This window comes from Moorena sp. SIO1G6, assembly GCF_010672795.1.
GTDB classification, from domain to species: Bacteria; Cyanobacteriota; Cyanobacteriia; order Cyanobacteriales; family Coleofasciculaceae; genus Moorena; species Moorena producens.
Genome location: NZ_JAAHFZ010000006.1, coordinates 132,815 through 145,248 on the forward strand (window position 1 = coordinate 132,815; position 12,434 = coordinate 145,248).

Genomic DNA, 12,434 nt, shown 5'->3' on the forward strand with positions numbered 1-12,434 from the left:
AGATTTTTGATTTTCATACATTAAAATCTATTGGCAGATTAGTTTGCTCAATATCAAATGACCTGTTTTTTTGAAATCCGCTTTAATTCAATTAAATATCAAATTTAATTGAATAACATCAATAAAAATACGGAAATTTTATAAATCTAGTAAATTTTATGATTGCGAAATATAGCAGAAGTCAGAAGTCAGAAGTCAGAAGTCAGAAGTCAAACTCTTGCGCTTCTTGATGCAGTCGCTCATGGGGGAAACCCCCAAGACCGCGCTGCATCGCTTACAAAGGGTGTGAGACTTTTGTCATGTCCTAACTGCCCTGGCGACTGCTATATTAAGTAATCGGTATCGGTAAATTGGTATGAGTAAACGCAAAGACCCAAAGAAGACGAAGACTAAATTTTTTAGTATTATTGACACATTGATTCACAATTTATTCACAATGAAAGAAAATTAGCCGTAAGCATATGCGCTACGCGCACGCTGCTTGAGGTGCCGTCAGCGGTCAGCCGTGAGCTAAAGGCTCACGCTACTTGAGGTGCTTATTTTATTCAAAAGCAGCGATTGCGCTACTTGAGGTGCTGCGCGAACAGTAGCTTGGCCACAGGCCCAAAGCTGATACGCGACACGCTGATACGCGACACGCTGATAGCTGATAGCTTACAATTAGCGATCGCTTTCAAGATCTAATCCCTGAATAACACTCCAAGCTTTGAACACATTACCTTGCATCAAGGCAGCTATACCAGATAGGGCTTGTAGTTCGGGAATAGTCCGGTTGATTTTAAGGGCAGGTTTCAGGGCTTTTTCCCCATCTTTTCCATCCCAATCATAGAGATAGACGAAGGCAAGATAAGCGTGAGCATAGGGATTTTGGGGGTCAAGTTGGGTGACTCGCTTTAATGCTGCGATCGCACCTTCTACATCTTGCTGCAATACCCTACTCAAGGCCAGAGCATAGGCCAAGTCTAGGTTATTCGGTTCCGATTCCAGCCGATAGCTTAAGGCTAAATCTGCTTGTTCTAAGTAGTCCTGAATCGGATCGTACTGGTTAATGCGGGCAGTTTCTTCAAAAACTGGTTCTAGGCCATTGAGTCCTTTAGGTAAATTAGTGGATAATATCCGCATTTGGGTGATTAAATCTAGTTCTGGTGCAGGTATGGGGCTAGCTGCGGGATCGATGGTCAAGGTAACTGTTGGTACTTGTATCGGATAGGTTTCGCCAGTTTGTCGATTCAGGTAAGTTGCTTTCAGGGTGTAGCTTCCAGCTGGGATATCTGCTGGGGGAAACATCGCCATCCGTTCAATGACTTGAAATTGAGAATTGGCAGGTGGTAATTGGGAAGAGTGTAGTTCTCCCATGGCAATACCATGGTCGTGTAACCATCGGTGAGTTGTTCGCCTTTGGCGTTCCCGAAAGGTAGGTTGAAGGTTGTTTGGTTGAAGGTTAGTTTGGGTTGAAGGTTGAAGGTTAGTATCGGTTGAAGGTTGAAGGTTAGTTTGGGTGGAAGGTTGAAGGTGAGTATCGGTTGAAGGTTGAAGGTTAGTATCGGTTGAAGGTTGAAGGTTGTTTGGTTGAAGGTTAGTATCGGTTGAAGGTTGAAGGTTAGTATCAGTTGAAGGTTGAAGGTTGTTAGGTTCCAGGTTAGTATCGGTTGAACCTTGGCCAAAAGGCCACGCTACGCGAACAACCTTCAACTTGTTAACCTTGGCCAAAAGGCCACGCTTCGCGAACAACTGGCCAACCTTGGCCAAAAGGCCACGCTTCGCGAACAACTGGCCAACCTTGGCCAAAAGGCCACGCTTCGCGAACAACTGGCCAACCTTGGCCAAAAGGCCACGCTTCGCGAACAACGGGTCAACCTTGGCCAAAAGGCCACGCTTCGCGAACAACTTACCAACCTTCAACTTGTTAACCTTGGCCAAAAGGCCACGCTTCGCGAACAACTTACCAACCTTCAAATCTACCGGTTGCCAGGTTAGGATAACGATGCCAGATTTTAATTGCTCCCAAGAACCAGTCCACTGATAAGTTACTGGTACAGGTACTCCAGCAGGAGATGTTTCTGGTACGGTGACTTGCTCTAATTTAACTCTGGGACTTGAAGTGAGAGTAGTGCTCAGTGAACCATTGCCATTGAAACTAGTGGGTTTTATGGATGATTGGTCACCCGCAGGTTTTATCGATAATGGTTTTACGGCTATTGGTGGCTGCCGCTTGTGATACAGTTTCAGTTGGCTAGTATCGGGTAACTCCCAAGTCTGGTGTAGCTCAAACTCTGACCCTTGCTCAACTGCCTGAACTATAGCTGCTTGGGATTCTGGGATTGACCCTTGGGCACCAGTTTTAGTGAGGAACCAAGAAAGCGATCGCATATCCTGTTTCACTTGTTTAGCTTGGGTTCCCACTTGACGCCCGTATACTTGGAAATTGGCTAATGCACCATAGTAATTGAAGTTGTGTTGGTTAATGTCTGGGGTTGACGGTAATACTCCTAAGTTAGAGCGCAAGTAAGGTTGAGTCTTAATGATTTCAGCAATTACCTTCGGATGAGGCCATGGCTGTCCTAAGTAGGGCAAATGTTGTACACGGGGACTCAGTAATTGAGTCAATCCTCTACCTCCTAATGGAAATAGATTCAACATCATCAGTACAGTTGCTAGCCCTACCGTGCTCCAACGCATCGGTTTACCCCAACGATTAGTCCAGCAGGTTAAGCCATAAGCCAGAAACAGTGATAGCACTGGAACTAATGGCAAAATATAGCGAGCATCTTTATTAATATTCAATGAACACAATAGATAACCACCCACTATGAAGACCCCTAGCCAGGTTAGTGACCAGATGGGGGGATGGGGGGATGGCAGATTGTTCGGTTTTGCGATCGCGGATTGCTTGAGCCCATACTTGAGCCCATAAATTAATAGTCCTACTATCGGTATTAACAACAGCGGCCAAGAGATCAGGTAAGGTAAGATTTTCCAGTAGTAAACCCAAGCATCAAGGGTATTGAGGGCTGGGTCTCCTTCTGCGATCGCGGAATCTATGGTTGCTCGCTTGCCAGAGGTCAATATCAACAACCAATTAATCCGGTACCATGGACCAAATAGCACAACTGATACCAGCAAACCGCCGATTAACTGAGCTAACCTTTGCCATTGCCTCTGCCACAGAACCCTCACCCCAGCCCAAGCGATTGGCACGAATAGAAAAAATAAGGCGGTTTGCTTAACTAGCAAGGCTAATCCTAAACAAAGCCCAAACCCCAACCCCCACAACCATCCTTGTCTTACTGTGGTTCGGGATAAGGGTGTCTTGGCCCTTCCCAAACTCCACCACACTGTCAGAGACCAAAAACACAAACTGACTACTGTGGTTAATGGATAATCCAGCAAAAATTCTAAACGGTAGCGATATAGTCCTGGTAACAACACGACTAAACCAGCAGCCCATAACCCTACCCGGCGGTTAAATAACACCAGCCCTAATCCATAAACTGAAGCAATTAACACTCCACTGCATAAAACTAGCGCTATCGTAGCTAGCTCTGGTCCGGTTCCAAACATTTGCTGAACCATTGCGGCAATAATATAAGTCAATGGCGGGACTTTTGAAGAAATTGCCCAAAAACTGCTCCACCACTCCCCAGAGAACCACTGAGGATGCTGCAACGCCTGCCAGTAATTCAACGAACCAGTCAAATAATCGGCCTGGTCCCAAGCTGGGACAGAGTGATCTAGGGCAAACCAAATGCGATCGCAAAATCCACTCCCTAGCCAAATTAGTCCTAGAATTAGTGGATCTCTAAAGCGTCTTTTCATAGTGGTGATTGCTAAGTGCTCAGATGAATTAGCTACAACAATCTTATCTGTAGTGATTGAGTAAATTGATATTGAACGGGCAATCTTGAGAAAGGGTTTATTTTCACAAAACCCAGATGTTCATACCTATGTAGAGGAGGAAGAAGATGGCGAAGACTTCCGATGCCATTAAAATTCTTAACAATAAGATTCGTACCGACCCCGAGATGGAGGCAATGGTAGCAGAAGCCTCTATCAATGCAGAGGTAGCACAGTTGATTTTTGACATCCTCCCACCGCTAAATCCAGCGATTATAGCGGGGGATTCCTAAACCTCACGATTTAGGTTTTCTGTTTCATAGCAACAGCCTCCACCCTCAGGTGCGACCCGTGGCGAATTTAATTCGCCTACGGAAAGCGCACCTCAAGGGGTTTTATGGTCTTACGTTCGCTCCACAGACTATCCCCGCAAGCCCTGCGGTTCTCATGTGTCGAGTTTTTACAAAGTATTGATGTACTTTTGATTCAAGGGTTGGACTTCCATTGCCCCATCCTCTTTTCCCGGTCTACCGATTTTGCTGCGCCGCCAGGTTACTGGACTTCGCTCGTGTAGGCTGTCTGTTCGCGAAGCGTGACCTTTGGTCAATCCATCGTCTCGGGTGGGTCATTGACCATCTTTATTCTAACCGGTTTCATTAACATCGTCAACGGACGCAATTCCTGAGGGGCTGTGTGCGGAACCTGCGTCTGCACTTTATAAGCCCCGTCTCCCACTAACCCTGCGGGTATAACGGGAGTCTCCTTGCTCTTAAGGATGAAGGACACTCCCTTTCGATGTTGCCAAAAATCGCTCGCGCTCTCAATCACCGGGTAGCGATCGCGTTTATCCCTACCGCAAATCTGATTCCATAGACCATTTGCAAATATAGCAATTCTCAATTCGATGACGTAATTTCGTGTAGGGTTTTAGGCAGTAGAGACTAGGCAGTAGCGATGCATCACGATTACCTATTTATTGTCACCTTTTTAGCTAAATTATATTAACTGCTTCACCATCTTCACATGAACAATACCAGCCTCCTCAAAGGAGTCTCCCACTACTTCAAAACCTAACTTTTCATAAAGCCCTTTCACATACTCTTGAGCATGAACTACCACTACCTTAATTCCAGCTTGGTCAGCTAACTCTAATGCTTTAATCATCAACTGTTTCCCAATGCCCTTACCTCTAGCATCATACAAGACAGCTAACCGTTCTATTTTTGCCGTTTTATCATCTAGATATCTTACCCTAGTTGTGCCTACTGGCTGATTATTCCAATAGGCTAATAAATGCTTCGCTATTTCATCCTTACCATCAAACTCTAAATCCGCTGCTACCCCTTGTTCAATCTGAAAAACCTGCACCCTGATTAACGTAATTTCTGATAATCGTTCAGTATATCCAACAACTTTAATAGTCAACTCATCCATTTACTTATTCCAATTATGTAAGCATATGCGCTACGCGCAGGCTACGCCAACAGCAGTCAGCCGTCAGCCGTCAGCTTAAAAGAAACCTCAGCACTTCAAGTAGCGTACCCATAGCCCATAAGCTGATAGCTGAATGCTTACCCAATTATTAACTACTTAAATTATAATATAGTGGTTTCTATCTTAATGAGGTACACAGGATTTTTTCTTTCTTCCCTGTTCCCTGTTCCCTGTTCCCTGTTCCCTGTTCCCTGTTCCCTGTTCCCTGTTCCCTGTTCCCTGTTCCCTGTTCCCTGTTCCCTGTTCCCTGTTCCCTAAAACCCAAGGATTTGTATCTCACCTAATTTAAAACCGCTATACTTAAAGCCTTAACTTACCGAGGGGCTTGACACTCGACTCATCAAACCACTCTATTTTAGTACTATACTTTTCCTCAAGTCCTTGTTGCAAATTTTCAGATGGATAAAATAGAAACACATCACTAAACCCTTGAGGAATATCGGGAATATTAGGGGGAATGACTAACTGAAATTTTACCTGAGGATTTAATAAATAACTAAGAGAAATCACATCCCCAGGATTCACTGAAGAAACATTGCTAATTACCAGAGGTCGTTCAGCTTGATTAATAATCCTAGCGATAGTAGGATTGTTACCCCCAACTTGCTTGTTCCACCAGATTTCTGTTTGGGAAATAATAGCACAAGAGATAACTCCCCCTGTAAGCAGCACAGCTATTATTCCTTTCCAGACCTTCTGTGTTCTTAAATTAGCCTTTATTAAGTTAGCCCTGGATAGAGACCCAGTTATATACATACTAATTACATAAGCAACAGCCAGCTGCACTCCGATATAGCAAGGTAGAAAATACCGACTACTCACTGAACGTCGTCCTCCCCAAATTAAGTCTGGTAAGATTAACCCTAATGCAGTAATAACGATTAACGTTAAAACCAGTAACCAAACTCGCTGGGTAGTATAACGACAGATAAAATAAATTGCATATCCCACAAAACTTCCTAAAATTGGTGGAATTATATAGGTAAATGGATGCTCCAGTGGTATTCCAAAATCAAAAAAGATAAAACTAAGGTTTATCCCCCAGATTTTTACCAACAATGATAAAGGGACTTGAATAGTTGTCCAATGGGTTTTATGCTGAATGACAGCTAAGTTAGTAACCACCACAACTAACCAAGGGGAAAAGGCTAGAAACCCGGCACCAGATGCTATGAAATAAGCAAAAATAGTTTTATTAAAGCGAAACCGTTCTATAATAAAGACATAAATTCCATGCCCAATGGCAACAAATATAGAAAAGAGAAATGTGTAAAGACTAAGGGACAAGGTGACAGCATAGATTACCCATGACCAGAGGTAGTGTGTTACTTTTTTACTATCCTTAGTTTTGCGGATAGCTTGTAACAGAGACGCACAAGATAGGATAATAGTCAGTGTCCATAGACTATATTCTCTTGCTTCTTGAGCGTAGAGTACATGAAAGGGAGATACCGCCAAAAGTGCCACAGCTACCCATGCCACTAAAGGGGATTCAAATAATTCTAAGCACAGCCAATAGATAGCTGGAAAAACCAGCAGGCTAAACAGAACAGATAAACCCCTAGGGTTATTGACAGCAGCACCAAATAGCTGCCGCCAAAACCGCGCCATTAAATAATAGAGGGGTGGATGTTCTGGGTTTTTAGCTAAGGCATTAATAGTATCACCTAAGTCTTTTTCAGGATTGGGATGCTGATACTTTTGTAAGTCTTCAACCCCAATTACCCTACCATCAAAAACTTCTTTAATTACTTCATCTCCCGTGTAGCCAGAACTCCGAATTGAGGTATAAACCTCATCGTGCCAGTAGATTTTATGGTTTATATTGAAGCAGCGGAAGAAGATTCCTAGCAGTAAAAGGACGATAATTAAAAATCGCCATCTTAGGGAAAAATACTGCTTAGATGGTTTCGTCATATATTAAATTGGTGGTTGGGATTCCATTCACCAGTATTTTAGATAGAAAGGTGTTAGGTTAATGGTTTTTGTATTTAATCCCTAACCTCGAGCAAAGAATCCTTCTGTGATTAATCCAGGACGATACTTGAGAGTATAGTATTTCTGGGCATCACTGGCATAGTGGAGAAAGACTCCCATGACATTAATCGAAATGGCAGCAGCGACCAGAGGTAAGGGAGGCTCAGAACCACTGCTGATCAGATTGACACTCCCCGCTCTAAAGAGACGGGGATTCTTACTTCAACGAGGTTGCTTGCTCATCCAGACCGGAACCAGGAAGAGTAGAGGTATCCTCTCCATAAGCGTTGGGATCGACGTTCGCGTAGCGTGACCTACGGTCAATCCAAGTTCCTGTGTGCCCCACAGTACTTAAGGCTCTCTTGAGGATATTGATAGCGGCATTATGGTCTCGATCTAATTGGCACCCACACTTACAAACGTGGGTTCTAGTTGATAGTGATTTCTTAAGCACTTCGCCGCATTCAGAGCAATTTTGACTTGTATAGGCAGGGTTTACTGCGACAGTTACTCTGCCAAACTTTTCACCAAAATGCTCTAACCATTTCCTGAATTGATACCAACCTGCATCATTAATAGACTTGGCAAGACAGTGGTTTTTAACCAAGTTTTTGACCCTCAAGTCTTGCCTTCGGCACGCTGCGCGAACGTAGGCGACCAGATCGTTAGATTCGGCGTAGCCGACGCTGCGCGAACGGATTACGCAACGTGCGAGTCTCTTCGCATGTTCTTCACGTTGCCTACTTATGTTGAGATGTGTTCTGCCCAGTTTATTAATGGCTTTTTTACGGTTAGCTGTTCGCGTAGCGTGGCCTACGGCCTTGCCTTTCTTTTTTCGGGAAACGCGACGCTGATAAAACTTTAAGCGCTTTTCACCCGTTCGATAAAACCGTGGGTTAGGTTCAGCATACCCGTCGGAATCCGTATAGAAATCCTTTAGACCGACATCTAGCCCGATGGTATTTCCAGTTGGTTCTAGCTCTTCGCTTACATCGATTTGAACACAAAACTGGACGTAATAGCCATCAGCTCGACGGACTATCCTAACCCGCTTGATCTGTTTTTTATCGAAACGCCACAAGTCCCATTTACCCTTAAGTTTGAGTTTTCCGATCGCGAAGCGTGACCGAAGGTCAATCCCTTTATTGTCCCTAAACGTGATTGACTTCTTGTCTGGGGATAGTTTCCAGCCTGACTGCTTATATTCAACGGAGCGACAATGTTTTTGGAACCTAGGAAAACCCTTCTTTCCAGGTACTTTCTTTTTGCAGTTGTCAAAGAAGCGAGCAATTGATGACCATGCTCTTTCAGCACTAGACTGACGAGCAGTAGAGTTCAGTTCATTAGCAAAAGGAAATTTTTCAGCAAGAACGGCACTGTACTTATTGAGATCGTATTTGCTAATACCTTTGTTGTCCATCCAGTAACGCAAACAACTGTTACGGATGAATTGAACCGTTCTAATCGCCTCATCTATAGCAGAATATTGGTGTTTTTTTCCTTTGGCTTTAAACTCAAGAATGATCATCAGTCTCGACCTGTAACTGCTGACTTTTCATTATACAAGACCCAGCCTAAAATTTCGGAACTTCCCGAAATATTTTTTCACGGCGGCTAAAGCCGCTGAAGCGCCTTCATCCCGGAGATGAAACCTGATCAGAGGGTCGCCTTACTACATGCATATTTAACCCTTAACTCACAGACTGCCAACTATAAAGGCGACCCTCTGATTGCGGTAACTTCTGACCCGGTCATTAGACACGGGGTTTTCGGCTTGGGGGAATTTTATAAAGGGAGCAACCCAGTAGAGCATTAGTATTCCGAAGCCAAGAATTCCCATGCCAATCGGTATTTCTTCCTCCCACTGCTTGTCTGGATAGATACGGTCTTTGAGTAGCCACATCACCCCATAGGTACCATGGAGGGCTAGGTAAACCCATGGCCCAAGGGTGAAATTCTGGTAGACAACCATTAATCCCAGCACTACTGGAGCGGTAAGTCCTTTGGAAAGATTGATGAAGTGCTTGATTTTCATAGGTAAGGTGTCTTCTCGATTAAAGGCTTGCTAAGTGACTACCGTAATTCTACGGAAATTTCTGATCGTGTTTCCACAATTAACCAGTCTATCAGTGGATTGAATTTAGTGTTCAGGAGTAAGTGACTAAGTACCTGGACATAAATTATATTAACTATATTAACTTTTTGAAAATTACTCAATTCATTGCTGTTCAAGGTTTTCCGGTCACTATTTTATAATTTACCTAGTCAAAATTAATTGCATACGACTACTTATATTAAAGGTAATATCACTACCGCAATTCTACGTAAACTTGTTATTTTTTAATTAAAAATTACCGAATAGGAATTTTAAAAATAATGATTTATTGTATTAATATATACTTGCTATCATTATTTTTAAAATAATTCGCGTATTTATCAGTAATTTGTCTTAAAAATCCTCTGATTAATGCAATCATGATTTATGATTAACTAGAGCTTTTACATTTGATTTGTGAACAAAGTACCCTATTGAAATACTAATTTCATCTAGTTTGGCGTTCACGAATCATTTAGGTGCGACCCGTGGCGAATTAAATTCGCCAAGGTCAAGCGCACCTTTAGAAACCCTATAGCAGTTTTCCATCGGGTGAGTTACTTTCCTCCTTAGTTTTAGGGAGCAGGGATTAGGGAGGAGGGAGCAGCGATCCAGGGCAGTCTTCGGGAGCCAGTGCGGTCTTGGGGGTTTATACCATGAGCAACTGGCGTGGTTTCCACGGGGCTTACAAGCAAGGTTCGTTCACCTAGTGTCTCCGAGAATCGCGGTGTTCCGCACACAGAACCCAAACCATGAGCGACTGCATCAAGACAAGTAAAGGAATTTCAAAATGTTATGTTTATTATTGATCAAAAAGAAGCCAGTCAAACCATTGAGTGGCTGGATAAATCTACAATTATTTTCCAAAATAAACTATTCACTATATGTTTTTATATTTCCCAAAGTTTTTTAAAAAAATCCTTTCATTTCTGTGGCGAACTCTCTGAGAAATATCCGAATTTTTATTTGCTAGTAGAACATCCGAATTATCTGACAATTTGGATTGAGCAAAAACAGGTAACTTTAGCGGACGAAGTTTCTAGTTCACCAATAAATAGTGCTCAACCATTATCCACTGATTATTTATCACTAAAAGCAGCTAGATCTGAAGCGGAAACTCCTAGACATCTTGATGGTAAACAATCCAGAAATCATAACCAGTTGGCTACGCCAGGTTTACCTGATTCACTCCCGGAAGATATTTCAACTTCCGAAGCTTCGATAGTAACTCAAAACCCCGGATACTGTTACAATCCGACAGAATCTGATTCCCCAGCAACTCCAAAATTAGCTACTGGTAATCTCAATCAGGAGCAAGAGATTCCGGAATCTGAATTCCATGTGCATCCTAGGTGTCAGCAAATTACGGAGCAATCTCTTCAACGGCTGTCTAAAAAGAAATATCGAGGAATTTCTTACCAGGAGCAAGATGTCTTGAGCCAGCTACCGGAATCGGAGTTATCTCCCAATTCTGAGGCTTCCAATTCTGAGGCATTGGATCAAAAACGGTCTAAAAAAACCTATCGAGGGGTTCCTTTCCGTGAGGGACTTACGCCCTGGGTTGCCCGGGAGTAGGTAAGTCAGAAGAGGGAAGTCAGAAGAGGGAAGTCGGAAGCGGGAAAAAATATTGTGTACCTCATAACTGCGATCAACGCTATATTTGAATAGAGTAGATCATGATCAGATACCCAATTACCAAGACAGAAATGTAGCGATTTCTGGAAGCGGAGACAAGGAAGCTTGGGTTAATTCTCAAAGTAGCTACATTTTATGGTTGACAAATCACTTGAGTTGTGATATAATAGTTATTCATATTATTTACTCCATCCTAAATACTTTGTCTTTACCCACATAGGCGTGAAACCGTTAATTGACTGGGCAAGACTCCAGCTCGATGCCCAAAATCCCAGGATTAATCAAATAAATTTTCAATATATTGGGTCAAGGATGTAGCCAAATCTGCGACGCAATTGACTACATTCTTCCGTTGACACTTTGAGAGCAAAATTGCCACAATCTCACCAGCTATTTCCAAAAATAGATCAAGTAGGGGGTAAACTACCCAAATGTTAATAATTGATCAAGAAAAGATTAATCAAGAGATTCAGTGGCTGGATGAATCTACAATTATTTTCCAAAATAAAATATTCAAGAGAGGTTTTGATCTTTCCCCAAATGTTTATAAAAAATCCTTAAAGTGTTGTAGTTGCGAAATCTGTGAGGAATTTCGGCCTCTGTATTTAGTTTTAGAACATCCCCATTATCTGACAATTTGGATTGAGGAAAAAGAAGCAAGTTTAGCCAACAAAGTTTTTAGTTCACCAATAAATAGTGATCAACCTAAATTCACTGATGTTTTATCACTAAGAACAGCTAGATCTGAAGCGGAAACTCCTAGACATCTTGATAGTGAAGAATCCAGAAATCATAACCAGTTTCCTACGCCAGTTTTACCTGATTCACTCCCGGAAGATGATGTTTCAGCTTCCGAAGCTTCGATAGTAACTCAAAACCCCGGATACTGGCACAATTCGACAGAATCTGATTCCCCCGAAAATCCAAAAGTACCTACTGGTAATCTCGATCAGGAGAAAGTGGTTTCTGAGACAGCAGTCAGTGACCAGAACAATACACCAAAAGCTGAGGGCGACCTGAATCCTAGTTGTCAGCAAATTACTAAGCAATCTGTTAAACGGGTGTCTAAAAAGAAATATCGAGGGATTTGCTATGAAGTGGAAGCTATTTTTCTCCAGTTACCGACCGATGCTCAAGGGTTTGTTATACAACGGTCTAAAAAGAAATATCGAGGGATTTCCTACTAAGTTCATAGGTAAGCATATGCGCTACGCGAATAGCTCTCAGCGGTCAGCTCTCAGCGGTCAGCTTAATATAAACCTCAAAAGCGAGAATTTAATATTGATAGATTAATGAGAATTGAAAGTCACCAGAAAAGTCTATCAGCTTTGTGGCACAGGCTTCGACCCTGGGACGCACATAAGCTGATACGCGACACGCTGATAGCTGAATGCTTACC

At 42.7% G+C, this 12,434-nt stretch carries 9 protein-coding genes and 2 pseudogenes; 4 read left to right on the forward strand and 7 right to left on the reverse strand.

Annotated features, from left to right (window positions below; genetic code table 11):
* Positions 1–660 precede the first annotated feature (660 nt).
* Positions 661–3,816, reverse strand: a complete 3,156-nt coding sequence (locus F6K63_RS08050; RefSeq protein ID WP_287311568.1) for a phospholipid carrier-dependent glycosyltransferase — start codon at positions 3,814–3,816, stop codon at positions 661–663.
* A 146-nt stretch (positions 3,817–3,962) separates the two neighbouring features.
* On the opposite strand from F6K63_RS08050, the gene F6K63_RS08055 reads away from it, so the two are divergent.
* The gene (locus F6K63_RS08055) at positions 3,963–4,127 is read left to right on the forward strand and encodes a hypothetical protein (RefSeq protein WP_287254435.1); all 165 of its coding nucleotides are present in this window, start codon (positions 3,963–3,965) and stop codon (positions 4,125–4,127) included.
* 167 nt (positions 4,128–4,294) lie between these two features.
* Here F6K63_RS08055 and F6K63_RS08060 read toward each other — a convergent pair whose 3' ends face one another.
* Complete coding sequence (locus F6K63_RS08060) at positions 4,295–4,441, reverse strand: hypothetical protein (RefSeq protein ID WP_287254436.1); 147 nt, start codon at positions 4,439–4,441, stop codon at positions 4,295–4,297.
* 389 nt (positions 4,442–4,830) lie between these two features.
* Positions 4,831–5,268 (reverse strand): GNAT family N-acetyltransferase, encoded by a 438-nt coding sequence (locus tag F6K63_RS08065; RefSeq protein ID WP_287311569.1) that lies wholly within the window; start codon positions 5,266–5,268, stop codon positions 4,831–4,833.
* A 186-nt stretch (positions 5,269–5,454) separates the two neighbouring features.
* Here F6K63_RS08065 and F6K63_RS08070 point away from each other — a divergent pair, with 186 nt between their 5' ends.
* Positions 5,455–5,586: a hypothetical protein gene (locus tag F6K63_RS08070; RefSeq protein WP_287311570.1), complete on the forward strand. Its 132-nt coding sequence runs from the start codon at positions 5,455–5,457 to the stop codon at positions 5,584–5,586.
* 42 nt (positions 5,587–5,628) lie between these two features.
* On the opposite strand, the gene F6K63_RS08075 is transcribed toward F6K63_RS08070, so the two are convergent.
* The 4 genes and pseudogenes from F6K63_RS08075 to F6K63_RS08085 form a co-directional block, all read right to left on the reverse strand.
* Positions 5,629–7,245, reverse strand: a complete 1,617-nt coding sequence (locus tag F6K63_RS08075) for a glycosyltransferase family 39 protein (protein WP_287311571.1) — start codon at positions 7,243–7,245, stop codon at positions 5,629–5,631.
* A gap of 87 nt (positions 7,246–7,332) precedes the next feature.
* Positions 7,333–7,488: pseudogene (locus F6K63_RS37700) on the reverse strand (steroid 5-alpha reductase); the annotation flags it as partial.
* A 34-nt stretch (positions 7,489–7,522) separates the two neighbouring features.
* Complete coding sequence (locus F6K63_RS08080; RefSeq protein ID WP_287311572.1) at positions 7,523–8,833, reverse strand: RNA-guided endonuclease InsQ/TnpB family protein; 1,311 nt, start codon at positions 8,831–8,833, stop codon at positions 7,523–7,525.
* A 234-nt stretch (positions 8,834–9,067) separates the two neighbouring features.
* Positions 9,068–9,340: pseudogene (locus F6K63_RS08085) on the reverse strand (steroid 5-alpha reductase); the annotation flags it as partial.
* Positions 9,341–10,195: 855 nt separating this feature from the next.
* Here F6K63_RS08085 and F6K63_RS08090 point away from each other — a divergent pair.
* Positions 10,196–10,975: a hypothetical protein gene (locus F6K63_RS08090; protein WP_287311574.1), complete on the forward strand. Its 780-nt coding sequence runs from the start codon at positions 10,196–10,198 to the stop codon at positions 10,973–10,975.
* Positions 10,976–11,466: 491 nt separating this feature from the next.
* A complete protein-coding gene (locus F6K63_RS08095) occupies positions 11,467–12,222 on the forward strand; it encodes a hypothetical protein (protein WP_287311575.1) in 756 nt (251 codons plus the stop codon).
* The last annotated feature ends 212 nt before the right edge of the window (positions 12,223–12,434 follow it).

Coding starts and splice junctions, on each gene's coding strand:
- F6K63_RS08050 (WP_287311568.1), bottom strand. CDS start 3,816: ATGAAAAGACGCTTTAGAGATCCACTAATTCTAGGACTAATTTGGCTA.
- F6K63_RS08055 (WP_287254435.1), top strand. CDS start 3,963: ATGGCGAAGACTTCCGATGCCATTAAAATTCTTAACAATAAGATTCGT.
- F6K63_RS08065 (WP_287311569.1), bottom strand. CDS start 5,268: ATGGATGAGTTGACTATTAAAGTTGTTGGATATACTGAACGATTATCA.
- F6K63_RS08070 (WP_287311570.1), top strand. CDS start 5,455: ATGAGGTACACAGGATTTTTTCTTTCTTCCCTGTTCCCTGTTCCCTGT.
- F6K63_RS08075 (WP_287311571.1), bottom strand. CDS start 7,245: ATGACGAAACCATCTAAGCAGTATTTTTCCCTAAGATGGCGATTTTTA.
- F6K63_RS08080 (WP_287311572.1), bottom strand. CDS start 8,833: ATGATCATTCTTGAGTTTAAAGCCAAAGGAAAAAAACACCAATATTCT.
- F6K63_RS08090 (WP_287311574.1), top strand. CDS start 10,196: ATGTTTATTATTGATCAAAAAGAAGCCAGTCAAACCATTGAGTGGCTG.
- F6K63_RS08095 (WP_287311575.1), top strand. CDS start 11,467: ATGTTAATAATTGATCAAGAAAAGATTAATCAAGAGATTCAGTGGCTG.